The sequence below is a fragment of the Prevotella sp. Rep29 genome, assembly GCF_019551475.1.
Lineage (GTDB): Bacteria > Bacteroidota > Bacteroidia > Bacteroidales > Bacteroidaceae > Prevotella.
Genome location: NZ_CP047159.1, coordinates 1,262,491 through 1,288,744, shown reverse-complemented (window position 1 = coordinate 1,288,744; position 26,254 = coordinate 1,262,491). Strand labels below are relative to the sequence as shown.

Here is a 26,254-nt window from a genome sequence, read left to right as displayed (position 1 = left end):
ACGCGATGAAAAAGGTATTCATGATTTTGTGCTTGCTGACGATTGCAATCAGCAACTATGCCTCAAAGGTATATCCGTTTCCTGTCACTGTTACTCAGAAAGACGGGACACAACTTACGATTATCGGTCATGGAGATGTGGACTGCCACTGGTTTACGACACTTGACGGAGTGCTCCTCTACCAAGACGGAACAGATTACTATGTTGCAAGAGTTGAGTCTAATGGCGAACTCGCTTCCACGAACATTCTTGCCCATAACGCTGACAAGCGCAGCCAAGCTGAACACTTCGCTGCCAATGCGCAGAACAAAGAACTGTTTATGAGCGGAGTGGCGAAGACTAAAAAGAAAAACGCCATGCGCCGTGAGCCTGTCTCTGGGACAAGGCTATTCCCACACACCGGCACACCACGTGTACTTGTTGTATTGGCTGAGTTCAGCGACACGACATTCTCACTTCCCAACCCTAAAAAGTCTTTCAACCAATACCTGAACAGTTCAAGTCGCTCACATGAAGACTATGGAAACAGCGAACACAGGAACATGGGAAGCGTAAAGCAATATTTCACCGATGTCAGCTTCGGAAACTTCTCGCCACAATTCGACATTTACGGACCGGTAAAACTGCCAGAAGGTATGGCGACTTACGGAGCAGGAAGAAACGACCGGATGGATCTCTTCATTCGCGACGTCTGCAACGCTATTAACGACAGTGTCAACTTCGCTGATTACGACCAAAACGGTGACGGCTATGTTGACCTTATCTATGTCATCTATGCAGGCTATGGTGCCAACACTGGAGGCAATTCAGAAAGTTGTATCTGGCCGAAATCAGGAGGACAAACTTTTTCTGGAACTTATGACGGGAAAAAGATTTACAGGTATGGTGTAAACTGCGAACTGATAGGTAACCCGACTGCATTTTCCGAACCTCCATACAAGCGCATCAACTCTATCGGTATTTTCTGCCACGAGTTCTCACACTGTCTGGGACTCCCCGACTTCTATCCAGCTCACAACACCAACGCACAAACAGATAATCAGGGAATGGAATACTGGAGCCTGATGGACAACGGCGAATACCTCCGCAATGGTTACTATCCGCCAGCATATACAGCCTGGGAGCGCGAAGCGATGGGATGGTTCACTATCGATACGCTCCAGTCGGATGCCGACATCGAGATGATTCCCATTGACGCTGGAGGAAAAGCATATCGGATCATGAACGACAATGACGCTTCTGGAAAGGAGTATTTCATTCTTGAAAACATTCAATATTATCAATGGAATGGCGGACATTTCGGCAAAGGACTGGTGGTGAACCATGTAAGCTACGACAGCAACGCATTCTCGCTTGCGTCCAATTCCGTGAACGACGTTGTTGGAAAGCCAAAGATGACAATTGTACCTGCCGATGGTATTCTCGGCTCATCCTATAAGATTGGTGAGGCTGCTTCATGGGCAACAGCTGCAGACGGCAAAGCCACTCAAGCCGATTACAGGAACCAGCATGCTGGCGACCCGTTCCCTGGAACGACTAACACGACTGAACTTAATGACACACTCAACTTCACTAACTTCAAGGTTTACAAAGGAACCAAGCTTAACAAGGCACTGGCAAACATCCAGGAAAACAGGGGTGTCATCAGTTTCAAGTATATTCACGATTTCGATGATCATGTGACAGGCATCAACACCATCACGACTCAAGCGACTGTTTCCGACGGGCGCATCTATACCATTGACGGGCGATTCGTCGGAACAAAACTGGAGAATCTGCCAAAAGGAATTTATATCCAGAACAAGAAGAAAGTCATTGTCCCATAAGGCAATGGTCTTGAAATAAAAAACTCTGCGACTTCAATCATCGCAGAGTTTTTTATTATAGATTTCTCGCAAACTACCCTAAAATCTGTTCCGGGCGCTCTACAAAGCATGTTGCTCCATGCTCTTCCAGGAAAGGACGGTCGCGGAATCCCCATAGCACACTGATACAGGGAAGTCCGGCATTTCGAGCGGTTTCGATATCCACCTCGCTGTCGCCCACATACACAGCCGAACTTTTGTCGGCACGCAACTGTGAGAGGGCTTCAAGCACGGTGTCTGGTGCAGGCTTCTTACGAATGTCTGCCCGCTCACCGATGGCTACCTCTACTTGCTGTGCGAAAAAATGACGGCATAACTGCTGCGTGGCAGCATAGAATTTATTGCTGACAACGGCAATTTTCTTGTTTCTGCGTCTCAGTTCATCCAACATCTGGATGACACCCGGATATGGCTGGGTGGTATCAAGGCTGTGCTCCAGATAATGTGCACGGAATTTCTGCTCCACCTCATCCACCAAAGGGTTTTGCGCACCGCCTTCCACGGCACGCTCTATCAACTTGCGGGCACCGTTACCCAAAAACCGGCGGATGTCGTCCGTAGAATGCGTCTTCAGGTTCAGTTCCCGCAGAGCATGGTTGACACTTGCAGCTAAATCGTCCAACGTGTTGAGCAGCGTGCCGTCCAAGTCGAAGATATAGGTCTCGAATGTTTCTTTCATGACTGATTCCTAAATCGAAATGCCAAGCAAGCACCACGTCGTCATGCGTTGATGCTGTCGCGATACCACTCAAAAAGTTTCACAACTCCATCTTCGATTTCCACCTGATGCTTCCATCCGAGACGATGAAGTTGAGAGACATCTATCAACTTCCGGGGCGTACCATCAGGCTTGCTCGCATCAAACTCCACCTCACCTTCAAACCCGACAGCCTTGACGACCAGTTCGGAGAGTTGGCGGATGGTGAGTTCTTTTCCCGTTCCCACGTTGATGTGGCAGTTGCGAATCTCCCCCAAGGCAGGGATAGCTCCTCCCCTGCCCGCCGAATTGTCACGATCGACAGCGCCATCGGCTGCCGTTCCGTAAAAGACGGAGGAATACTTTTCGATTCCGATGATGTCACTGAAGTTCACGTTCAGCAACACATGGACGCTTGCGTCTGCCATGTCCTCGCTCCAGAGGAACTCACGAAGAGGACTGCCCGTGCCCCACAAGACCACCTTATTATTATATATGCCGTATTTCGCCAGCACATCTAAGATTGCTTGCTCATCCTGCTCGCCCGTAACACCTTCCACTGGGCGCTTGTTCAGGTCGCGTCGGATAGCATCCCAGTTGCCGTCATGTATAAGTTTTGCGAGATAAATCTTTCGCATCATGGCAGGCATGACGTGACTGTTTTCCAGATGGAAGTTGTCGTTCGGACCGTAAAGATTGGTCGGCATCACGGCGATGTAGTTCGTTCCGTATTGCAGATTGTAGCTTTCGCACATCTTCAAACCGGCAATCTTTGCAATGGCATACGGTTCGTTGCTGTATTCCAACGGCGAAGTCAGTAGCGCGTCTTCACTCATCGGCTGCTGTGCACTCTTCGGATAGATGCAGGTACTGCCTAGGAAAAGTAATTTTTTCACGCCATGGGCATAGGCTTCGCTGATGACATTGCATTGCATTTTCATGTTCTGCATGATGAAATCTGCACGATAGAGCCAGTTTGCCATAATGCCTCCCACGAAAGCTGCTGCCAAGACGACAGCATCGGGCTTTTCCTCATCGAAGAACTTCCGCACGGCATCGGCATTTGTCAAATCCAGTTCCGCATGGGTCTTGCCCACGAGATTGTGATATCCCCGCTTTTGGAGATTCTTCCAGATGGCAGAGCCGACAAGTCCGCGGTGTCCTGCCACATAGATTTTACTATTCGTGTCTAACATCAGTCTTCAATTTGTGCTTTCAAGTGCAATTTCTTCACAAACCGCATGTCGTGTTCGACCATGATTTTCACCAATTCGGGGAATGTGGTCTTGCGCGGATTCCATCCCAACACTTCTTTTGCCTTCGTCGGATCACCGAGCAATTGGTCAACCTCTGCCGGACGGAAATATTTCGGATCGACCTCTACCAGTGCTTTTCCCGTAGCCTTGTCGTATCCTTTTTCATCAACGCCCTCACCTTTCCATTCCAGTTCGATACCCACTTCATGGAACGCCAGTGTTGCGAACTCGCGCACCGTGTGATATTCGCCCGTTGCAATGACGAAATCATCGGGTTGCGGTTGCTGCAATATCAGCCACATACACTCCACGTAATCCTTCGCATATCCCCAGTCGCGCAATGAGTTGAGATTACCCAGATAGAGCTTGTCCTGATATCCTTGTGCGATGCGGGCAGCAGCAAGTGTAATCTTACGGGTCACGAACGTCTCGCCACGGCGCTCACTCTCGTGATTGAAGAGGATGCCGTTACAGCAATACATATCGTATGACTCACGATAGTTTTTCATGATCCAATAGCCATAGAGTTTGGCTACGGCATAGGGAGAGCGCGGATAGAAAGGCGTTGTCTCTTTCTGTGGCACTTCCTGCACCTTTCCGTACAACTCCGATGTCGAGGCCTGGTAGATGCGGCACTCTTTCTCCAATCCGCAGATTCTGACAGCCTCCAGCAGTCGCAACACGCCTACTGCATCGGCATCGGCGGTATATTCAGGCACATCGAAAGAGACTTTCACATGGCTCTGCGCTGCCAGGTTGTAGATTTCCGTCGGCTTGGTCTCACCGATAATCCGGATAAGCGACGAGGAATCGGTAATGTCTGCCCAATGAAGGTCCACCAGGCGCTTCTGCTTCATGTCGCGCACCCACTCATCCAGATAGAGATGCTCTATGCGGGCGGTGTTAAACGACGATGAGCGTCTAAGCAAACCGTGTACTTCATACCCTTTTTCCAACAAAAACTCAGCAAGATAGGAACCGTCTTGTCCCGTGATACCGCTGATCAGTGCTACTTTTCTTTCCATAGTTATATCTTGTTTATTTTGTTTCTTCTGAATATTGTTTGATTTTCTGCTCTTCCGACAATTTGCAAATCAGAAGCGCATTGTCCTTTTCCGCAACGATATAGCCGTCCAGTCCCTGCACAACCACCTTTTTTTCTTCCGTAGCATGTATGATACAGTTCTTGGTATCGAAAACTGAAATGTTTGGTCCGATGACGCTGTTGCCATGCATGTCGTGCTTGGTCTGCGCGAGCAGTGAGCCCCACGTGCCTAAATCGCTCCAACCGAAGTCTGCCGGACAAACGAACATCTCTTCTGCCTTTTCCATGATAGCGTAATCGACACTGATATTCTCGCATTCGGGATAGCGGCTGTCCAAGACGGCTTGTTCCTCCGGAGTTCCATAGACACCGGAGATATCTTCGAAAAGTTTTGCCAATGTCGGCTGATACATGCGATAGGCATTGACGATTGTCCGCACGTTCCAGATGAAAATACCGGCATTCCAGAAATAATTCCTGTTCTGTATGTATTGCTGGGCTGTTTCCAAATCAGGCTTTTCCCTGAAAGAATCCACCCGGAATATCTCCTTGTTGCGCACTGAGCTTGAACCGAGGTCGGCTTGTATGTATCCGTACCCTGTTTCCGGGCGCGTCGGCTTCATTCCCAGTGTCAGCATGGCATCGCTCTCACTGCAAAATGCCAGACATTGGGTGATGACGCGCTTGAACTCAGGAACATCCATCACGATGTGGTCACTCGGAGCTACCACGATATTTGCATGCGGGTCGGAAGCCTTGATGCGCCAGCTGGCATAGGCGATACAGGGTGCCGTGTTTCTTCTGCAAGGCTCGCAGAGCACGTTCTCTGCGGGAACTTCGGGCAGTTGCCGGCGAACGATGTCGGCATATTTCTGATTGGTCAATATCCAGATGTGCTCCGGTGCACAGATGCCGGAAAACCTGTCAAACGTCAATTGGAGCAAAGAGCGCCCCACGCCCAGCACATCAATAAACTGTTTGGGATAGTCTTCTGTACTCATTGGCCAGAAGCGGCTGCCGACGCCTCCTGCCATAATAACAAGGTGATTGTTTGATAATGCCATGATTGTTCAAATAACAGATGATGTGATTTTTTTGCAAAGATAATAATATTTCTTGAAATAAGTAACTTTATTTGCAAAAAGGTTAATAAATCAACATAAAAATAGTGTTCGTTAACAGACTCACCGCATCTATTCCGCCAGAGTGTCCTGCGCGTCGAAGTCTATTTTCAGCTGAGCGGTTGCCGACGACGACGGATTCAGACGGTAAACACCGCGCCTATACATTTCGACAAGCGAGTTTTTATTTTTCACATTCCGCCTGATGTACGCCCTGACTTTGTTATACACCTGCGTGTAGTCAGACGCTTCAAAGAGCGAGTTACACGAGTTGTGCACGTGTTTCGCTATCTTGTGTAGCGGAAGCCCTTGTTCGCCAGCCTCAGCCAATACTTTCAATATTTCTTTCTCGTAGGTCGTCAAACCACTTGCCTCTTTTAATAAATAAAAGGGCGGTACCACTATGATACCGTCCTTTTATCATTCATTTTTTGCTTAAGCCAATGTAATCTTGCCTGCCTCGTCCTTCACTTTTCCTTCTTTCAGGAGCCATCCTGTTCCGAGGAGGACTTCTTCTTTCGTGATGTTTGCGGCTTTAGCGATTTCGCTGACTGTCAGAGCTTTCTTTGCGGTAGCCAGTGCCTGATACACGTCACCTGCCTTGAATCCGACATTCTCTGAGTTGATTACAGTCTTCACGGCTTTCTTTTCTGCTACCTTCTTCACAGCTGCTTTCTTAGGTGCAGCGGCAGTTTTAGCCGGAGCCTTCTTTACGGTAGCCTTTTTTGTTGCTTTCTTTTCTGCCATAATCTTGTTATTACATTAAATCATCAATGGTCAAAAATCATATTCTAACCGCTGCAAAGTTAGTGATTCTCACGATAATAGCTATTCTTCCCGACCATTTATTTCCGATTTCGTTACTTTTCTTGATGTATATCAACTTTCAGCATCAACTCGTCCAACTGCTTGTCGTCGAGTTCTGAAGGTGCATCGAGCATCACGTCGCGCCCCGAATTATTCTTCGGGAAGGCTATGCAGTCGCGAATCGAATCAAGCCCAGCCAAAATCGACACGAAACGGTCCAGTCCGAAAGCGATGCCGCCATGTGGGGGCGCGCCATACTTAAAGGCGTTTATGAGGAATCCGAATTGTGCCATTGCCTTTTCGGGAGTGAATCCGAGTATGCGGAACATCTTCTCTTGCAACTTGCCGTCGTGGATACGCAGACTTCCTCCACCGAGTTCGACACCGTTGCACACGAAGTCGTATGCCTTTGCCCTGACTTTCTCGGGATGGTCCTCCAGCAAGGGAATATCATCCGGGTTGGGCATTGTGAACGGATGGTGGGTTGACATCAGGCGCTGCTCTTCATCGCTCCATTCAAACAGCGGGAAGTCAACAATCCACAGGCATTCAAACTTGTTCTTGTCGCGCAAGCCAAGCCTGTCGCCCATTTCCAGACGGAGCGTGCTGAGCTGGACGCGTGTCTTATTGGCATTCTCGCCACTCATCACCAGCACGAGGTCACCGTCTTTGGCGCCCACTTTGGTTTTTAGATTTGCCCAGACGTCGGGAGTATAGAACTTGTCGATGCTTGTCTTGACGGTGCCGTCTTCATTGTACTTCACATAGACCAATCCCTTTGCTCCTACCTGCGGACGCTTCACGAAGTCGGTCAGTTCGTCCAGCTGCTTGCGGCTGTAATTGGCACATCCCGGCACACAGATACCGCCAATATATGCGGCATCATTGAATACGGGGAACGTGCCTGTTCCTTTCAGCACGTCGTCAAGTTCCACGAACTCCATGCCGAAGCGCAGGTCAGGCTTGTCGCTTCCATAAAGCCGCATGGCATCGTGCCATGTCATCTGCGGAAGTTTCTCGGGAAGTTCCACGCCCAACACCTCCTTGAACAGGTGGCGAGACATGCCTTCAAAGATGTCGAGCACGTCTTCCTGGTCAACGAAACTCATCTCACAGTCAATCTGTGTGAACTCCGGCTGACGGTCGGCACGCAGGTCTTCGTCACGGAAACACTTGGCTATCTGGAAGTAGCGGTCGAAACCGCTGACCATCAGCAACTGCTTGAGTGTCTGCGGACTTTGCGGCAAGGCATAGAACTGTCCGGGATTCATGCGCGAAGGAACGACAAAGTCTCTTGCTCCCTCGGGCGTGGAACCTATCAGGATAGGTGTTTCCACCTCAATGAAGTTTTGCGCATCCAGGAAGTTGCGGATGAGAATCGTCATGCGGTGGCGCAGTTCCAGATTGGAACGGACGGGAGTACGCCGCAAATCCAGATAGCGATATTTCATGCGTATGTCATCGCCGCCATCCGTCTGATCCTCGATGGTGAACGGCGGTGTCATGCTCTCGCTGAGCACGTTCAGTTTCGCCACCTTTATCTCGATGTCGCCCGTCGGAATATTCTTGTTCTTGTTTTCGCGCTCGGAAACTTCGCCACAAACCTGCACGCAAAATTCGCGTCCCAGCTTGTTGGCGCTGTCACAAAGTTCCTTGTCCGTCGCCTCATTGAATACCAATTGCGTCAAGCCATAGCGGTCGCGGAGGTCAACGAAAGTCATTCCTCCCATCTTTCTGACACGCTGAACCCATCCTGCAAGCGTCACTTGCTTGCCTACGTCTGAAATGCGGATTTCACCGCACGTATTTGTTCTATACATATCTACACTTACTTGAAAAACAATGCAAAGTTAGACTAAAAACGGGAGATAACAAAATAAAAGCGTGTTTTTTCGCATTTTCCCACCTCGTTGAAAGAAAATTATCCGACGAAAAAAAGCGCCCTCTTGTTGTATCATTTATCCTTTATTATTTTTCATTTTGCGGAAGCGCATAAACATACAGAAATGGGCGTATAAATATGCAGTTGAACTTTCGTTTTCCAAAAGTGCCACTTTTAGCTTGCAAAAGTTCCCCTTTTAGCTCCTAAAAGTTCCCCTTTTGGAGTGCAAAAGTTCCCCTTTTGGAAAGCCATTCCTAACGCACTGGAATTCAAGAGTTTACAAAATGACTTTTTAGAGCTCTGCTATTGCATAAATATACAAAAGCAAGAATCCGCCGAGACTCTTGGAAAGAGAATCCCGGCGGATATCTTTTTAATCAGGTCTTTCGGTAAAAGATTGTACTATTTTTGCAAGTCAGGAATCCAGTTTTCTATCTGTATGCCATTGATATTCTTGAAATCTGTCACGTTTTGTGTCACCATTACCATGTCCTCGGCAACAGCAGTACAACCGATGAGAAGGTCGAAGTCGTCGTGTGCAGGAGTGCCTGCCAGTTCGAGCCGTGCCTTCTCGTCAGCATAAAAATCGAAGTAAGGCTCAATTTTCAAGACATTAATGTCCTCGAAAAATTGCTCCAGATGCTGGTCCTTATACTTCGGACCGCCTTTCAACCTGCCATACGCCTTGCCAAACTTCAGTTCAGCAACGGTGACTTCGGAGATGTAGCAGTTCTCCATGCCCACGGTATTGATGCGATGCTTCACATCGAACTTATCGCGCAACCAGTATGCACAGATATTGGTGTCGAGCAGATACTTTTGCCGTTTCATAGTTCATCCCAGAATTTTGTGCGGTCTTTGAAATGGCGTGCGCTGTGCATTCCTTTCACCATTTCATCAGCATCCATATATTCCTCGTCACTCCAGATGCCGGCATAGTCGCAGGCATCAAGCTTCTTCTTCGGCTTAGCCTTGACAGTCTTCACGCTACTGACAAGCATCGTGACGAGCTCCAACTTCTGGCTGTCGTCCATATCCTTCACCAAACCCCAATAATGACTAATGGGGTGAGAGGCGTTGCGTGTTTTTGGCGTCTTTGCATCCATAATTTTCATTGTTTTGTGATTACGTCTGCAAATATAATCAAATTTTGTGAGATTCGGATGTCTTCGGCGATAAAATCTTTATCAGAAAAATCGCTTTTCCTTCTGACTGGCCTAGTTTCTTGTTTAGGCAAGCAACCGAAGTTTTACAGTGGTTCTTGTCCGTCCAACAACACAAAAAGAGCCTGAAAGCCATGAGAGATGTTGCTTCCCATGAGGCTTTCAGGCTCCTTTCTTGTTTATGCAGAGGTTGTGATTGAAGTAAATCCTTAGGCTTGCTCACGCCTGGAAGACATCAGGCAAGCCAAGGGGTTCTGCTCACTTCAGAACGACCTTCTTACCGTTCACGATGTAGATGCCCTTTGTAGGCTTCTCTACACGGCGACCCTGCAGGTCGTAGTAGATGCCATTCGCACTATCATCGGCAGTCTTAATACCGCTGATGCCTGTCGACGTAGCATAGCCATACACCTCAATCTTTTTTATACCTTTAGACGTGTATGCCAGAATGGGGGTGCCATTTACTTTCGGTGTCTTATCCTCTTCTGTGGTTTCTACTACAAAGGGAGCTTCGCTGTCTGTAGCAGTACGATTGGCGTCGTCATAGAATATACATTTGGTGATGGTATATCCTTCGGCAGCATTGACGGTGGCCGACCAACCGTATCCCCACCATCCCCAGTTAGCGAGGTATGCTGAGCTCCCTCCTGCAGTATAACTGAATGAAACGGTTGCCACATTCGCCGTACTGTAGTTTGCTTGCTCTTTGCCTGTTGCCGTAATCGTGGTCAGCAGCGTTTCCGTCTGTGCCACTGCGCCCGTAGCTGTCATCAGCAGGGCAAAAATAGAAAGTAGTTTTGTTTTCATAAGCTTTTTGTTTTTAATTAGTAAATAAATGTTTAACTATACAATACGATGCAGCTTCCCGTGAGGCATGCTCACAGGAAGCCGTAAGTGTTGAGGCGTGCGGAAGTGCGCACCCTCAAATATGCTATTATTGGCTAATTGTAGAGAGAGAGAGAGAGAGAGAGAGAGTAACAGAAAGATTGGAATAACCAAGGATTTCGGTCATTCTTTTCCACAGTGTTAACTATATTTCCATCTCTCGTCATCATCTTGTTTAAATCATGTGTTCGCCCGCAAAGGTACACCTTTCTATTAATACGCACAAATAATTGTGAAGAAAAAATGCAATCGGGGTTGCCCCTGCCCTATTCTTCGGTGCTATAAGTCAAAGCGATATTTCACGCCGGCAATGAACCATGCACCCGGCTGGGGCACATTCCCGTAGTCCACATACTTCGCACCAAAGAGGTTGTTCGCCTCTATGAAGAAACTGTAGGTCGGCTTCTCCCACGCCATCCGGCAATCGACCACCGAATAGCCCTTGTATTCCTGCACCACGCCATTGACATCGGTATAGGTTCCGGCACGGTCCTGAAAGCGGTAGTTCACTTCGACGGTGAACGACCTGAAGGGGTTCAGGCTGACGTTTGCCACCAGTTTGTGGCGCAGATACTCGAGCGTTGATTGCGTCTTCACATTCTCCCGCACATCGTCTTTGTCCTCATTCAGGTAGGTATAGGCAACGGTCAGGTTTCTCAGCACCGCCCGTCCGGAAAGGATATGGCGGAAATCGAAATGAAACGTCGTCTCGAATCCCACCGTGTTCACTTTCGTATAGTTGACGCTCTCCCACACAGGGTCGTCGGCAGACGTGTCCATCACCCAGTCAATCATGTTCCTGCAACGGTGATGGAAGAGGCTGGCTGATGCCGTCAGGAAGGGCGAGAGATACTTCACGCCCGCCTCGTAGGCATTCAGTTCTTCCGCCTTCAGATATTTATCCGCCTTATGTCCGCCCACGCTGTAGTAGAGTTCCGTGAACGACGGCATGCGGAGCGAGGTGTTGTAGGAGGCATACAGCTTCCAGTTGTCCTCAATCCGTACGGAGGCATCGATGCCTGGATAGAACGTGAAGGGCATCTTGTTCCATGTGTTCTTCACCAACACAAACCCTGCCGACAACGTGAAAGAGCGTAGCAGCAGGTTGTGCTCGGCACTGAAACTGATGTTCGAGCGGTTCAGTCCGAAGAGATAGTCGCGCCCGGTGCCATGAATGTGAACCGGCTTGTCGAGCGGTTCGCCCATGTTTCCGCTCACAATGTCTTCGTTCCGAAACTCCGCACCGACAGCCGTGCGCCCGAATTGCCAGTCGAAATAGGCGTTCAGATGGGCACCCAGCACGTCCGTGCGGTGATAATTGAACGGGACGTTATCTTCAGAGCCTCGTATCAACTCAAAGCGGTCGTGGTTCCTGTTCCAATATACCGACGGCTGCACATGGAACCTCCCCCAATCAAACTCACCCTTCAGCGCCGTATAGAGTTTGGTGGTCTTTTCATATTGCTCATCGAAGCGGGCACTGTAGAACGTGTTGGCTCCGAAACCTTTCACGCTCATGCCGGCATGCCAGTTCAGCCGCATCCGACCAGCATCGTAACGCCCCTGATAAAACAGCTTTCCGCCCGCATAGTCAGCATTCAGGCTTCCGGCTTTCGAACGGCTATAACCGTCGCTGCGCGTCACGTTTCCGCTGAACTGATTGTTCCACTTGGCGTCCGCGGTCAGATTGATGCGGCCGCCTGCCGACAAGTAGCCGTAACTGCCACCCTCCGCATGCAAATCCACACTCCCCTTCTCCGGCATCCTCGTCACCACATTGATGGCTCCGAGCAGCGACGAAGCGCCATAAACCCTGCCAGCCGGTCCTTCCAAGACCTCAATCCGCTCTATCTCGCTCAAATCAACGGGCAGGTCGAAAGCGTTGTGTCCCGTCTGCGGATCGCAGATATTGATGCCATTGAGAAAAATAGCTATCTGCTCCTGCGTACCTCCACGAATGCTGATGTCCGTCTGAGAGCCGATAGCACCTCTCTGACGGACATCTATTCCTGACACATATTTCAGCAAATCATTAACACTTTGCACTGGGGCACAGTTAATCTGTTCCCTGTCCAGCACAGTTACGATGCGCGCCGCCTGTCCTGTGGACAGCGGAGCACGCGAGCCCTTCACGTCAATATCCTCAAGGCTGATTTCCCAAGTGGCTTGGCGAACGGTATCGCTCTTCAACTGCATCGTGCTCATTCCGCTTGCCGAGGCATGAGTCAGCGTTGCGACACTGAGTGCACCAATCAGCACCTCACGTCCCAAGCAGTTGAACAGCGAATAGCCCTTGCGCTGAAAGCACTTGAACCTAACAGGGCACTCGCGCATGTTGTACTTCGACTTATACATTATTATATTATATAGATAATCAAATCATATTTCATTTTTACCCATCTCCGGCTTCATCAGTAAAACCGCATGCCGCCAAAGACTCGGCAAAGTTACGATTAAGCGAGTGAAAAAGCAAATTTATTTGCATTTTTCCGAGCGTTAGTAATTTGGGCATCAGCCAAAGTTACGATTAAGTGAGAACAATACATTTAGAGTCCCTTGGTAAGGGACGGCTATAATGCAGGGATTATCGAGCGAAAAACTTATCCAAAGTTACGAAAAATCTCGGCAAAACGAAATAAATTCATTTATTTCTTCTGCCGAGATAAAGAAGTCACCTTGAACTATGCGATATGCCGAGATGGAGAAACTTATCTTAAGTTACTCGTTCCACACGCCCCCTTTCCAGACGTTGTTACCCCAATCGCTGTCGTACCGAATGTTTTTAATAAAGCTGGAATACAAAATAAAATGCTTATCTTTGCCACGCTAATATCAGGATAGAGATCTATGACTTGACTCTAATCCTTTGTAGCAAAAATAAATATATCAACAATATGAAAAGATTATTCATTATTTGGGGAAGTTTGATACTTTTAGGTAATCCTATCTGCCTCGCAAGAGTCATAATACAAGAGGGAGACACTATCACATACGTACACTGTGAATCAAACTCTAATATTACTGACTACATCGAAGAAGAAAGAAATGACTTCAATAAAAAATATACGAACATACTTCTGTCGTCTCCATTTGATTCCCTGGTTTTTATACAACCAGTGAAACAGCGACCATGGCTGGCTGCTGCAGAGACTGTAGGCTTCCATTTTGGATTATTGGCATTTGACCGTTTCGTCTTAGATGGTGCATATGCACATGTTACCATGAAAACAATTAGGCGTAACCTTAAAATGAACAAATGGTATTGGGATAGTGACCTAATGCGTACTAATCTCTTCAATCATCCCTACCATGGAATGCTAAATTATAATGCTGCACGTTCCAATGGTATGAATTTCTGGCAATCATCTCTATATGCTACCGCAGGAAGCTTACTGTGGGAACTGATTGGTGAGATGGAATTACCATCCGTCAACGATTTTCTTTCAACCACATTTGGCGGTATTGCAATAGGTGAAGTGTCCCAAAGATTAAGTGATTTAGTAATTGACGACACTCAAACAGGAGGGAATCGCATTGTGAGTGAATTAGCAGGAGCTGCCATCAATCCTATGCGTGGACTTACTCGCCTACTAACAGGTGAAGCTTGGCGCCGAAACACTCGCCGTACAACTTTTGTTCCTACAAAATTTGAAATGGCTGTCAATACAGGTTTTCGCCACTTATCCGTATCTGGAAAAGAACAGGGAAACTTGAACACTGCATATTTAGACATTGATATCAACTATGGAGATGCTGTTGTTGAAGAGAGGCGAAATAAACCTTTTGAGCATTTTGTCCTTTCATTAGGTTTTGCACCAGGAAGACATCAACAACTCCTGAACCATCTCAAGTTGCGTGGACGACTTTTTGCACTACCTTTATTGACAGATTCATGGAAAGTAGAATGTGGTTTTTATCAACACTTTACATATCTTTATAGTGACGGTGTCAATGGTGGCGAGGTACCATATAAACTATCTGAAGCTGGATGTCTCGGACCTGGTATAGTTTGTGAACGAGAACATGATGAAAACGGTTATTTCCGCCAAGAATTATATGTGAATGGTATTATTTTGGGCGGTGTGATGAGTGATTATTCCGGCAATTTAATTGATCGCAACTATAATATTGGCAGTGGCTTTTCACTGAAATCCTATACTAATTTTGGAATCTACGATTGGCTTCATGCAGGAGTTGAGTTGTCGTATTTCCGCCTTTTTACATGGCTTGATTTCCGTGATATTAACACGAACAAAGATCCTGTTGACTGGAGTACTCAGGGGGATGCAAGTGTGGCAGGGTTATGGTTATTCTCACCACACATTGAAATTCGAATACATAAAAATCTAGGACTTCGCATGTCTGGTAACTATTACAACCGGCATACGCGTTATCGCTATCAACAAAACTGCCATTCCCACACATGGGAATGGCGTTTAGGAGTGAATTACACCATCAAATAAAAACATATAGAAATGAAATGGATTATTATTTTTCTGTGTTCCATCTTTAGTTGTTACTCGTTTGCGCAACAGCCGGACAGAATCTGCGATGTCTCACTTCTGAAAGATGGCGACTTGCTGTTTGAAGTGTCTCCGTCAGACAATGCCATCACGGATGTTACGCAAGGATTTGACAGAATGAAAATCGACCACGTGGCGATTTATTGGAATAAACATGTGATTGAAGCAACAAGAGTGAAAGGCGTGGCTATTAGTAGTTTAGAACAATTCATCGAACGCAATACACAGGACAGTGGAGAGGTGCGGGTGCTCGTCGGTCGCATCACTTCCGACTATCATTTGCGGAAGACCATAAAGAGGGCGAAAAGGTTTCTCGGACTCCCCTACGACTCGCTCTTCCTGCCCGACAACAACGCAATTTATTGCAGCGAACTGGTCCAAAAAAGCTATGTTGACAAGAAGAACAGACTGATATTCTCGCCCATCCCCATGTCTTTTCATGATGCGTCCGGCAATGTGACAGATTACTGGAAAACATTCTACCGCCGTTTCAACATGGATGTGCCGGAAGGAGAACCCGGCACCAACCCCGGAGAGCTGTCCAGACGAGAAAACGTAAAGATTGTATATCGCTTCTTCTGAAAAAGTCGGGTTGATTTTGCACATATCAGAATTTTTATTATCTTTGCAAATGCAAAACACGCCTCGACAATCAGAAGCAAAGATTGACAGGCGCAGTTGTAAAAAACAGAGGTCGTGCTGATTCAGATCGGGATACTCATCAATAGAAACTGAAAACCGAGATGACTTCTCTTGCTAATGGCGGGCCACATTTCCTTTCGGAATAGCTGTAAAGCCGGTGGATTACAAAGGTGGAGAGCTCTCAAAACTTATGAATAAGGAGTTTTCATCACATCATCAGTACGACCTTTCTTATGTTTAACCTTCAAATAGAATAATAAGACCAAACATGTTTTCGGGAATTGTTGAAGAAATGGCTACCGTCGTGGCAATTGAGCGCACCGGCGGGAATGTGGATTTCACGCTAAACTGCTCGTTCGTTGACGAACTGAAGATAGACCAGAGCGTGTCGCACAACGGCGTCTGCCTGACTGTAGTGAAAATCGTGGACAACACATATACAGTCACTGCCATGCGGGAGACGCTCGAACGTTCCAACCTGGGACAGCTCGAAGTGGGCAGCCGCGTGAATGTGGAACGGTCGATGCTGATGAACGGCAGGCTGGACGGGCATATCGTGCAGGGACATGTGGACTGTACGGCACTTTGCACGGATATGACCGATGCCGATGGCAGCACCTACTTCACGTTTAAGTATGAAACGAGCCGAGAGATGGTCGGGCGCGGTTATTTCACGGTGGATAAAGGCAGCGTGACGGTGAACGGCGTGTCACTGACGGTATGCAATCCGACGGAAGACACGTTCCAGGTTGCCATCATTCCCTACACGATGGAGCACACCAACTTCTGTGACATTCGGCTCGGAACGGCAGTGAATCTGGAGTTCGACATCCTGGGCAAGTATATTGCACGGCTCTCTACCCTATCCAAGGATTGACGCAGACTTCTGCCCGGGACACGGAAAACAATCAGAAGAAACAAATCAATCCACCCATCGGAGAATCAACGATGCGCCCGCTCAATTCCATCGACGGACTTATATATAATAATGTATAACGACATGAAAAAGAAAATCCTTTTCTTCATTGCCATCCTGACATTTCAGGTAGCAAGTGCACAGGAAAATGTGCAGCCGGACGCCAATGGATATATCGTCTATGAAGGCGAGAAGGCACCCGACTTTGAAACAACTCTCACGAACGGACAGCGCGTGCGCCTTTCTGACTTGCGCGGAAAGCTTGTGATGCTTCAGTTCACAGCCAGCTGGTGTGGCGTATGCAGAAAAGAAATGCCGTTCATCGAAAGCGACATCTGGCAAGTGCATCAGCAGAACAACAACTTTGCACTCATTGGAATCGACCGCGACGAACCACTTGAAAAGGTCGTGAAATTCGCTGAAACGACAAAGGTCACCTACCCTCTGGCGCTCGACCCCGGTGCAGATATATTTGCACGATACGCGCAGCGCGAGTCGGGAGTGACCCGCAACGTGCTCATCGACAAGAACGGAATTGTCATCAAGCGCACAAGACTTTATGAAGAAAATGAGTTCCAGTCGCTTGTTGAGACCATCAATCAGATACTCGACAGCACAGCATACACCACTTTCGACACGCAAGCGTTCCAACGGCTGTTGGCAGCAGATGTGGCTGCATTGATTGACGTGCGCACTGAAGCTGAATTTGATGAAGGCCATCTGCCCAAGGCACGACTCGTCAACGTGATGGATGACAAGTTTATTGAGACAATAAAGCAGCTCTACGGGAAAGGGCGTCCGTTGGCGGTGTACTGCCGGAGCGGAAGACGCAGTGCACAAGCAGCCAAACTTCTTTCAGAAGAAGGCTATCATGTTTACAACCTGAACGGCGGATTCTTGCAATGGGAAAAAGACGGCAGGGAAATCGTACAGTAAATATTCCGAAAAATGTTTTGGACAATCAAATAACATATCGTATCTTTGCAGACAACAGAGAACATCACTGAATATCTTTTACTTTAATAAATAGTAGAAAAATGAACGAAAAGAATTGGGAACAAATGGTCAGAGAGAAAGAACGCGTCGGTTACGACAAGATGGAAATGGCTTCCTTGGCTTTTCCGGCTTTGATGCGAAAAGTATATTTGTGGATGACGCTGGCTTTGGCAATTACCGGCATCACCGCCTATGGAGTAGCCAACAATTCAAGTCTCATCTGGACTTTAATGGAAAATTCATGGATGCTGTGGGGACTGCTCATTGTGGAACTGGCATTGGTTTTTGTCATTAGCGGGATGATAAAAAAATTGTCTCTCACTACGGCAACCATCCTTTTCATCATCTACTCACTCCTCAACGGCGTGGTCTTTTCGAGTATCTTCCTCGTCTATACAGACGCATCTATCAGCAAAGTGTTCTTTATTACCGCAGGAACATTTGCCGCGATGTCGCTCATCGGCTATACCACCAAACGCGACCTGTCGTCTATGGGAAGAATCCTGTTCATGGCACTCATCGGTCTTATCATTGCCACTATCGTGAATATATTCCTGAAAAGCAGTGGTCTGGACATGATTCTCAGCTATCTCGGCGTGCTGATTTTTGTCGGACTCACAGCATGGGACACCCAGGAAATCAAGAACATGCTACTCGAATGTGAAGAACCCAACGAAGAGGCGCAAAAGATAGCTCTCCTCGGTTCTTTGTCATTATATCTGGACTTTATCAACTTGTTCATCTATCTACTGCGCATATTCGGAAGCAGAGAGTAGAAAAGAGCATGAGCATATTCGAAGCGAACAGGAATTTTTCATGGAACAAAATTCCTGTCCGCTTATTTTATATTTATAAGACAAAATCATTACAATTATACTTCAAAGCAATCAAAAAGACACAAAAAAAACACTTATTTTCCAAAAAATGAACAAAAAAACGCGATTTTAAAGACGATTTTTTTTGTTTTTTTCTTGGTTTTGTAAAAAAAATTATATATTTGTACCGAATAACTAATAGAAAGTATTGAGATGAAAACGAAAAATGAGAGAATAGAAACGATCAAGATGCTTATTTCCAGCAAAGAGCTTGGAAGTCAAGAGGAAGTCTTGAAGGCATTGAAGGATGAGGGGTACAAAGTGACCCAGGCGACATTAAGCCGTGATTTGAAGCAGCTTAAAGTTGCGAAGGCTGCAAGCATGAACGGTGCATACGTCTATGTGCTACCCAATGAGACGATGTATAAGCGTGTGACAACACCGCGTACTGCAAAAGAGATGTTGCAACACTCTGGTTTCATCTCAGTCAATTTCGCCGGTAACATTTGTGTAATCAAAACACGACCAGGATATGCGAGCAGCATCGCTTATAACATTGACAACTGTCATATCCCCTACATTCTCGGAACAATTGCGGGTGATGACACAATCATACTGGTCATCAAGGAAGGAACACCTAAGAAAGCAGTTATTGAAGAACTCGGAGTCGTTATTCCGAACATTCACTAAATTTGCTTAACACTTCGCTATATAGAGAAGCGCCACTCTCGTGTGTCAGACGAGAATGGCGCTTCTTTTTTATCTGCTTATCAACTGCTTAGAAGTAATAAGCCAGTGAAATTTGCCATACATTTGCATTTGCCTTGTCTTTAATTCCATCAATGAGTTCTATTTCGCCTGTCTTTCCGCAAGCAATATTGTAGTTTGCAGAAACTTGCAAATGACCTAACAACATCGCACCGAGTCCCGCATTGATACTGAAGTTCGCGGTTTTCAACTTCCACTCCGCCACCTCATCGAACAATTTCTTGCTCTTGTCACCGAGATTAAAGCCAAATTGCGGACCTGCGAAGAAGAAAATACTGGCTGTCTCTCCTAACCCAAAACTGAATCGTGCATTTACAGGGATAACGATTTGCTGTTGCTTGATGGTCTCCTTTGCCAGAGTCTCTGACATCATATAAACCGACAAGTCAGCCGAACGCTGGTCATAAAGTGCGGAGATGTCAAATCCAACGACAGGGAGTGAAAACTTTACGGTCGGACCGATGAAGAAACCCGTCTGATTGGATTTGTCAAAGACTTTTTTATCAAACGAAAAGTTGGAAATGTTAAGACCACCCTTAACACCAAACTCGATTTGCGATTTCGCCGGCACGGAAATGAACAAAAATGCCACCAGTGCAATGATATAAGACTTTTTCATCGTTTCTGTTATTTTAATTTGTTAATCAACTTCGTTTTAATGACGCTCGCGGCGTACGGAAACGCGTGGAGCCGAACTGCCTGAAGAGCCTTGCGAGCGACGTGTCTTTACAGTATTTCTGCTTCGACGCGTTGCCTTTGTTTTCACTTTCTTATCGCCATCGACATTCACTTTTGCTATGCTGTCGAGAGAATCTTTCAAGGCTGGGTCGCCGTATATCGTCTTCTCGAAATCCTGCAATTCTTTCTCAATTCGCCGCTGCTCACGTGCCATTGCCGAATCTGTCGGACAATATTGTGCAAGCGTGCGTCCGAGCATGTTGGTCGTCTTGTAGATTTTACCCTTATACATGTTGCGGGTAAAGTAGTCGTCGATACTCATGGTTGCAGCATTATTCAGATTGCTGGTCATGATCATCTGCTTGCTGAGGAACGGAGCGATATCGTCATAGCGTATCCAGAACAAGGGATATGGCGTTCCCACATCACCGAAATCGTCTTCGCGTGTCATGATTGGACAGATAGCGACAACCTTCCGATGGAAAGTGGAAGTCCCTTGATCATAATACGCACTTTCCTTCAGATAATAGCCCTTCACCTCTCGCGATGGTATGTCGCTGTTGTCGATACGTATTCCCCGTCCATTCACACGCTCATAATAAATATGATAGTTGTCGAGGAAATTCAGCGGTTTAATGCGCGCAGAGTCCGTAAAGACTTCATTCCCGTCCATGCGATACTCATAGGCATCGATACCTCCATTGCGGCTACCTCTCATCACTTGCTTGAAGATGTAGGTGAAAAGGTTCATCTGTGAACCTAACGGCTCAACCGGATAATACAAGCCGGCATTGGCATCATCCTCAAGATTGAGATGACGATAGATATCGCGCCTCCACACAACATCTTCAGACATGGGAGCTGCTGTCGGGAAGTCTATCCGTGCACGGGTTGTCATGTTGTCCGCATTCGATCTGGGTTGCTGCTGTTGAGCATTCCTGCGGACTGCCGGCTGAGCTGAAACGCTCTGTGCCAGACATGCTACAAATAATATATACAATATTCGTTTCATCTTCATAGAATTGTTATTTCACTATTATTTCCATTGCTCCCGGAAGCTTGCGAGTGATGCCGTCGGGACCTATTGCCGTTATATTCGTGAGATAGAATCTTCGGTTTCGAGAAAGTTTCCTGTAGGCTTCTTTCTGCTGTTGCGAGAATGATGCTCCTGCCGACGCCATCGGAACGGCATTACCCATATTATCGTAGAACACGGTATGGAAGCTGACCACCTTGAACGGAATGTCCAGCAAGCCGTCGTCGATTGCCGCGCTCAGCGTGTTCACATTCATCAGCGATGCCTTTGCCAAGCCGCCACCTTTGAAGCGGTCATTGCCTATCGCTATGTAGGGAGTCGGATCTGGCAGCTTGCGCACTTTGAAGGTGAACGTTCCCATCGTGCGAACCTTACCCTTATCGTTTGCCGTCACGGTAAAGACAGCGTCTTTTCCTACGGCTGTGGGAACTGCCACATAGCGTCCGCTACCCTTTGAAGTCAAGGTACCGCCGCTCATCGTCATCGACACTGCATTCTGAGGAATGCCCGACACACTAACGGTCATCGGATTGGAATAGCCCGCATAGAGCACATTCATTAGGTCGGCAGCGACAGCAGCGCCTGTAGGAGCTGATATCACTTCATACTTTTGTGTGAAATCGCGACGAAGAATCTCGCCGGAACCATTTCGCATCGTGATATATCCGCTGAATGAGTGCTGCCCGATTCCACCGGCTGTGAACGAATAGGTTCCCGTTGAAGAATTGACTTTCACTCCGTTGACATAGATTTCAGGATGCTGGGTGGTGTCCACCGCTGCCATCACGATATTTGCAGAAAAACGCTCGCCTGGATATAAAGTGGTCTTTTCGGGTATGACGAAAGCATCCACCTGATTGACCCTGATGTCTTTCACATCCACACTCGACACCAATGTGTGGAGCACTTCTCCCTCAGCATAGCGGATATCGCTTTGCAGTTTTGAGAGCAAGGTGACAGCAGCCGCCACAGGCATATCCTCAAAATGATATTCCTGCCAGTTCTTCCCCATCGTCATCGCATTTTTCGGCAATTCCGTGGAAAGGTTGCTTGCTATAATCTGTCGCTGCATGGAGTCGGTTATCATCGAAAGGATTTTCGTTCTGTACGAATTGATTGCATCATACAGCGCCTTTCCTTTTCCCGAGCCTGGTGCCAGCATCACATGGCTTGCGGCTTCCAAATCGTCTTTATTCTTAATATTCTTGATATCTCCCTTTTTGCCATCAGCCTCTTTCACTATCGCTTCTTTCAGCTGCTGTGCGAAGTTGTACAGCGAATCACTCATGTTCTTCACTGCCGTTGCCTTATCGAACCACGCTTTCACTTTCTCCGGATTGTGTTTCATCTGTGTCTCAAGGTCACTGAACACCGCCAGATTTTCCTTTGCAGAGTTCTCCGTCGTCCGGTTAAGGCTTTCTTCCACAATCGAGAAACCGTTGAGCACCTCCGTTGAAATATTCAACGCAAGCATTGCCATCAAGACGACATACATGAGGTTGATCATCTTTTGGCGTGGAGATAACGGTCTTTTCTTAATTGCCATACCTTATATTATATATATGTAGGTGTTATCTGTCTTAATCATTATCGTCGAGCGACTTCGTCACGGGTGCGGCAACTTTCATGTTTACGGTCATCGCCTCAATCATGCGTGCATAAATCTTGTTCAGTTGCTCTATCTGCTGAGCCATCTTCTGCGTCTGCTCGTTTATTTGGTCGATTGTTCCAATCTGCTGACTGGCACCCTTCAACTGCAATTCATATACTTTGCTGATGCCGGTGAGCGTGCGGTTGAGATTTTCCATCTCTTCCGAATCTCTGGTGAGGCGCGCACTCTGCTCATTCACTTTCGTGAGCATTTCCGTGAGTTTCTTGAGTTCCTCCACGTAATTGCCTGTTGCCATTGCCATTTCCGGTGTCATCTGCTGCTGGTCGGCAATCCATGCGCCACCCGATGCCGTCGCACCTGAAGTAACATGTTCCTCGAGCGGCATATCACTGCCGGCTGCAACGTTTTCAGCAAATGCCACCTGCTGTGAGCCGCCACCGATAACGATTGTTCCACCGACAGATGTCTGTTTCATTTCCGGCTTTTCAGTGAGTTCCTCTTCCATCTCTTGCTTGACGCTCGAACTTGTTGCAAGCTCACGCCCGATGGATGTCTTGTCAAACGGACGGTCGAACGCTGAGAGGAAGAACACCACGACTTCCGTGCCCATACCCAGGAACAGCATTAGGTTAGCTCCCGGCAGGTGAGTCAGTTTGAAAAGGGTTCCGAGGATTACGACGGCGGCACCCCAACTGTATGCATAGTTCAAGAATGTCTGTCCAGGAACGCTGTCCATCCATTTCTGCATACGATAGACGAAATTATATTTACTATACTCTGTCATTTTCTACTCCTTTTGCTTTTGATTTTACTTGCCTTTTGTTTTGTGCTGGCTGATGTCGCAAGGCTGCGCACACAGCGGAAGCCTATATACGAACGTGGCTGGTTCTGGTACTCCCATGTACGCCATGCCGAGCGAATATACGACTCCGGGTCTTTCCATGAGCCACCGCGCACGCTCTTTTTCTTCAGGCGGTAAGGGTCTTCCTTTGCCGCATTGTATTTCAGCTGCGGGTTGAGGTCGTTCATTGCATCGACACCAGCCTCCGTATAGATTGTACTGGTCCATTCCGCCACATTGCCAGCCATGTCATACAGTCCGTTTGAGTTGGCGCCATAGATACCCACCTTGCTGGTAATCAGGTTTCCGTCCATCGTGTAGTTTCCACGGTCAGGCTTGAAGTTGGCATAGAAGCAGCCTTCGCCGCTCTTGACCAGTTCATTGTCCCACGGAAACTCGTTGCCTTCCTTACCGCGGGCAGCATACTCCCATTCCGCCTCGGTCGGAAGACGATAACGCTGCACATAGCGTGCCTCCGCTCCCAAGCCTTTCAGCAGATATTCCGTTCGCCATGCACAGAAAGCATTTGCCTGCTCCCACGTCACGCCCACGACAGGATAATTGTTGTAAGCCGGATTGCTGAAATAGTTGCGGAGATACATTTCATTGTCTGAATTGCGGAAATCGTTCACCCAGCAGGTCGTATCGGGATATACATTCACGATATACGTATGCAGGAAGTCCCAGGGACCGCTCAACGGGCGGTTGATGGTCTCGCGCACGATGCGTCCCTCGTCATCCACATACGCCGTATCTTTCGATATCATAACCACTTCCTCGGCATCCACCACGATGTCTGTATTCAGCGTGCGCTCTTCCGGATTCAGGCGGTTGCGCCGCAGTGCTGCTGCCGTATAGTCGTAAATCTCATAGCGGTAGTTCAGTTGGCGCCAATCAAGCAGTTTCTCTCCCGTCACGGGATTCGTCACATACAAACTTTCAAATGCACGCTGCTCGTCCTCGTTGGGCTTGCGGGGCAGTGGCTTCTTCCAGTTCAGATATGGCTTGATAGGGTCACCGTTCTTGTCTTCCGTAATCTTATAGGTTTCGTCACCGCCATAAGCCGGGTCAGCCAAACGCTCGCGGAGGATAGAGTCGCGCACCCAATAGACAAATTGCTTGTACTTCGAATTGGTCACCTCCGTATCATCCATCCAGAATCCATCTACGGAGATTTCTTTCACCGGCGTCTGCTTGCCCCAAAGGGTATCCTGCTTCTCGACACCCATCTTCAAGCTGCCTCTCTTCACCATGATCATACCATAGGGAGAGGGTTCGGAAAAGGCTTTTCCGCCGCCGACACCGACCACCTCGCCGCCACGACCTGACGACGATGCAGCCCTGCCGCCGAAGCAGCCTGTCAACACAATGACTGAAACAAGACTTAGAGCCATTAAAATCGTTCTCTTTTTCATATCTTTATTCTTCAATCTTTAATTTTCAAAGTATTCGTACACTTTTGTGAAGGTTCCTGCCCTTTTTCACCAGGTTGATGTCAACCTTATAGCTGACGACCAGCTCGTGTGAACCGTGTCCGAGACTGATTCCACCCGTGTACATCTCATAGCTGTAACCGAGATTCACTCCATACAGCGAACCGCCAATCATCGCTGTCACCGAATTGGTCGGACTGTAACTCACGCCGGCATACATGAAACGCTTCTCGTGGGTATAGACCAAGCGGGCGGTCACATCTGCCCGGAAATTCGAACCGTCGGTGCGCAACAAAGCGGACGGATGTATTGTAAGAAACGGATTTCTCAGCTTAATATTGTATCCACCCGTCAAATAATATGTCCTGTCCACCTGCAACTCATTCCGCTCACCCAACTGAATCAGCGGGGCTGTGATATGCAATACCGACGCACCGACATACCATCTGCCGCGCATATAATAGAGACCGGCGCCGAGGTCAACTGCATTGCCGTCAAGCTTGCCGGACGTGAACACCGGGTCATCCGTATCTACCACGTCAATCTTACTGCCGTCGAACGTCTCCAACAGGAGCCCTGCCTGAATACCGATGCCCAACGTCCCGCCAAAAAGGCGCTGCTTATTGGCATATTGCACCGTCAGTCGCTGATGCTTGAACGCGCCAATCTGGTCGTTCATGAACTGACCACCCACGCCGTGATACGACTTCATCGCATAGAACGGGATGTCGGCTCCGAAATACATCGTGCGGGGATTGTTCTCAAAACCCGCAAAATTCAACGCATAGGCAGCCGTCACGTTGATTTTCGCCTCCTTGCCTACCGAAGCGGGGTTATACGAAGGCTCCATGTCAAAATAGTGACTGAAGTTCGGGTCGTATTGCGCAAAAGCACTTTGCACAAACAACATCATCAACGACAATATGATAACAAATCTGTATCGTAGCACGCAATAATAACGAACAATCCGCGATATTATTGCATCAACATAGGGAAGAAAAAAAAGAGCAGCCTGACGCCACTCTCCTATTACCTTGTTGCGGAAGGTGAGGGATTCAAACCCCCGATACCCTAAAAGAGTATACCGGATTTCGAGTCCAGCGCGATCGATCACTCTGCCAACCTTCCTTCGTCTGTGCAGCCTTTCTTGTTCTGCGGCTGCAAAGGTAGGAATTTATTCCTGAACAAACAAACTATTTTCCGTTTTTTACAATCGGGCGGTGGTTTTCGCCACCTTTTTTTATTGATTCCATGACCGCTTACTCCAAACCAA

24 protein-coding genes, 1 tRNA gene and 1 pseudogene are annotated in these 26,254 nt (G+C 47.7%); 8 read left to right on the top strand and 18 right to left on the bottom strand.

Annotated features, from left to right (window positions below; all coding sequences use genetic code 11):
* Window positions 1-5 precede the first annotated feature (5 nt).
* Window positions 6-1,826: a M6 family metalloprotease domain-containing protein gene (locus tag GRF55_RS05440; RefSeq protein WP_255563844.1), complete on the top strand. Its 1,821-nt coding sequence runs from the start codon at window positions 6-8 to the stop codon at window positions 1,824-1,826.
* Window positions 1,827-1,899: 73 nt separating this feature from the next.
* On the opposite strand, the gene GRF55_RS05435 is transcribed toward GRF55_RS05440, so the two are convergent.
* The 11 genes from GRF55_RS05435 to GRF55_RS05385 all read right to left on the bottom strand — a co-directional run bounded on the left by GRF55_RS05435 (window position 1,900) and on the right by GRF55_RS05385 (window position 13,076).
* A complete protein-coding gene (locus GRF55_RS05435) occupies window positions 1,900-2,544 on the bottom strand; it encodes an HAD family hydrolase (protein ID WP_220369498.1) in 645 nt (214 codons plus the stop codon).
* 41 nt (window positions 2,545-2,585) lie between these two features.
* Window positions 2,586-3,758 (bottom strand): GDP-L-fucose synthase, encoded by a 1,173-nt coding sequence (locus GRF55_RS05430; protein ID WP_220369497.1) that lies wholly within the window; start codon window positions 3,756-3,758, stop codon window positions 2,586-2,588.
* On the bottom strand, window positions 3,758-4,843 hold the full coding sequence (gene gmd / locus GRF55_RS05425) for a GDP-mannose 4,6-dehydratase (RefSeq protein WP_220369496.1): 1,086 nt from the start codon (window positions 4,841-4,843) through the stop codon (window positions 3,758-3,760). The genes GRF55_RS05430 and gmd overlap by 1 nt, the downstream gene beginning before the upstream one ends.
* Before the next feature lie 13 nt (window positions 4,844-4,856).
* Window positions 4,857-5,927 carry a mannose-1-phosphate guanylyltransferase gene (locus GRF55_RS05420; RefSeq protein WP_220369495.1) on the bottom strand — a complete coding sequence of 357 codons (1,071 nt, stop codon included), beginning with the start codon at window positions 5,925-5,927 and terminating at the stop codon, window positions 4,857-4,859.
* A 129-nt stretch (window positions 5,928-6,056) separates the two neighbouring features.
* Entirely contained in the window at window positions 6,057-6,347 is a 291-nt protein-coding gene (locus GRF55_RS05415) for a hypothetical protein (protein WP_220369494.1), read from the bottom strand.
* A gap of 72 nt (window positions 6,348-6,419) precedes the next feature.
* Window positions 6,420-6,731: a winged helix-turn-helix domain-containing protein gene (locus GRF55_RS05410; protein WP_220369493.1), complete on the bottom strand. Its 312-nt coding sequence runs from the start codon at window positions 6,729-6,731 to the stop codon at window positions 6,420-6,422.
* Between the two features lie 113 nt (window positions 6,732-6,844).
* The gene (aspS, locus tag GRF55_RS05405; protein ID WP_220369492.1) at window positions 6,845-8,611 is read right to left on the bottom strand and encodes an aspartate--tRNA ligase; all 1,767 of its coding nucleotides are present in this window, start codon (window positions 8,609-8,611) and stop codon (window positions 6,845-6,847) included.
* Window positions 8,612-9,075: 464 nt separating this feature from the next.
* Window positions 9,076-9,504 (bottom strand): PIN domain-containing protein, encoded by a 429-nt coding sequence (locus GRF55_RS05400; RefSeq protein WP_220369491.1) that lies wholly within the window; start codon window positions 9,502-9,504, stop codon window positions 9,076-9,078.
* Window positions 9,501-9,788: a hypothetical protein gene (locus tag GRF55_RS05395; protein ID WP_220369490.1), complete on the bottom strand. Its 288-nt coding sequence runs from the start codon at window positions 9,786-9,788 to the stop codon at window positions 9,501-9,503. Before GRF55_RS05395 ends, GRF55_RS05400 begins: the two co-directional genes overlap by 4 nt.
* A gap of 306 nt (window positions 9,789-10,094) precedes the next feature.
* The gene (locus GRF55_RS11710) at window positions 10,095-10,643 is read right to left on the bottom strand and encodes a hypothetical protein (RefSeq protein WP_255563884.1); all 549 of its coding nucleotides are present in this window, start codon (window positions 10,641-10,643) and stop codon (window positions 10,095-10,097) included.
* Between the two features lie 357 nt (window positions 10,644-11,000).
* A complete protein-coding gene (locus tag GRF55_RS05385) occupies window positions 11,001-13,076 on the bottom strand; it encodes a TonB-dependent siderophore receptor (protein WP_220369489.1) in 2,076 nt (691 codons plus the stop codon).
* 539 nt (window positions 13,077-13,615) lie between these two features.
* Here GRF55_RS05385 and GRF55_RS05380 point away from each other — a divergent pair.
* From GRF55_RS05380 to argR, 7 genes and pseudogenes are all read left to right on the top strand, one after another.
* Window positions 13,616-15,184 (top strand): DUF3943 domain-containing protein, encoded by a 1,569-nt coding sequence (locus GRF55_RS05380; RefSeq protein ID WP_220369488.1) that lies wholly within the window; start codon window positions 13,616-13,618, stop codon window positions 15,182-15,184.
* A 12-nt stretch (window positions 15,185-15,196) separates the two neighbouring features.
* Window positions 15,197-15,826: a YiiX/YebB-like N1pC/P60 family cysteine hydrolase gene (locus GRF55_RS05375; RefSeq protein WP_220369487.1), complete on the top strand. Its 630-nt coding sequence runs from the start codon at window positions 15,197-15,199 to the stop codon at window positions 15,824-15,826.
* Between the two features lie 328 nt (window positions 15,827-16,154).
* Window positions 16,155-16,763: a riboflavin synthase gene (locus GRF55_RS05370; RefSeq protein ID WP_220369486.1), complete on the top strand. Its 609-nt coding sequence runs from the start codon at window positions 16,155-16,157 to the stop codon at window positions 16,761-16,763.
* A gap of 123 nt (window positions 16,764-16,886) precedes the next feature.
* A pseudogene (locus tag GRF55_RS11705) lies at window positions 16,887-17,411 on the top strand (TlpA family protein disulfide reductase); the annotation flags it as partial.
* Window positions 17,397-17,738, top strand: a complete 342-nt coding sequence (locus GRF55_RS11700) for a rhodanese-like domain-containing protein (RefSeq protein ID WP_370626760.1) — start codon at window positions 17,397-17,399, stop codon at window positions 17,736-17,738. The pseudogene GRF55_RS11705 and the gene GRF55_RS11700, both read left to right, overlap by 15 nt.
* A gap of 101 nt (window positions 17,739-17,839) precedes the next feature.
* A complete protein-coding gene (locus GRF55_RS05360; RefSeq protein ID WP_220369484.1) occupies window positions 17,840-18,574 on the top strand; it encodes a Bax inhibitor-1/YccA family protein in 735 nt (244 codons plus the stop codon).
* Window positions 18,575-18,826: 252 nt separating this feature from the next.
* Entirely contained in the window at window positions 18,827-19,303 is a 477-nt protein-coding gene (gene argR / locus GRF55_RS05355) for an arginine repressor (RefSeq protein ID WP_220369483.1), read from the top strand.
* A gap of 88 nt (window positions 19,304-19,391) precedes the next feature.
* Here argR and GRF55_RS05350 read toward each other — a convergent pair whose 3' ends face one another.
* From GRF55_RS05350 to GRF55_RS05320, 7 genes are all read right to left on the bottom strand, one after another.
* Window positions 19,392-20,000 carry a porin family protein gene (locus GRF55_RS05350; protein WP_220369482.1) on the bottom strand — a complete coding sequence of 203 codons (609 nt, stop codon included), beginning with the start codon at window positions 19,998-20,000 and terminating at the stop codon, window positions 19,392-19,394.
* A 36-nt stretch (window positions 20,001-20,036) separates the two neighbouring features.
* Window positions 20,037-21,071: a gliding motility protein GldN gene (gldN, locus tag GRF55_RS05345; RefSeq protein ID WP_220369481.1), complete on the bottom strand. Its 1,035-nt coding sequence runs from the start codon at window positions 21,069-21,071 to the stop codon at window positions 20,037-20,039.
* A 13-nt stretch (window positions 21,072-21,084) separates the two neighbouring features.
* Entirely contained in the window at window positions 21,085-22,641 is a 1,557-nt protein-coding gene (gene gldM / locus GRF55_RS05340) for a gliding motility protein GldM (protein WP_220369480.1), read from the bottom strand.
* 34 nt (window positions 22,642-22,675) lie between these two features.
* Window positions 22,676-23,491, bottom strand: coding sequence for a gliding motility protein GldL (gene gldL / locus GRF55_RS05335; RefSeq protein ID WP_220369479.1), 816 nt, complete (start codon window positions 23,489-23,491; stop codon window positions 22,676-22,678).
* Window positions 23,488-24,963, bottom strand: a complete 1,476-nt coding sequence (locus tag GRF55_RS05330; protein WP_220369478.1) for an SUMF1/EgtB/PvdO family nonheme iron enzyme — start codon at window positions 24,961-24,963, stop codon at window positions 23,488-23,490. Before GRF55_RS05330 ends, gldL begins: the two co-directional genes overlap by 4 nt.
* 25 nt (window positions 24,964-24,988) lie before the next feature.
* The gene (locus GRF55_RS05325; RefSeq protein ID WP_220369634.1) at window positions 24,989-25,948 is read right to left on the bottom strand and encodes a type IX secretion system membrane protein PorP/SprF; all 960 of its coding nucleotides are present in this window, start codon (window positions 25,946-25,948) and stop codon (window positions 24,989-24,991) included.
* Window positions 25,949-26,021: 73 nt separating this feature from the next.
* Window positions 26,022-26,109 (bottom strand) — tRNA-Ser (locus GRF55_RS05320).
* Between the last annotated feature and the right edge of the window lie 145 nt (window positions 26,110-26,254).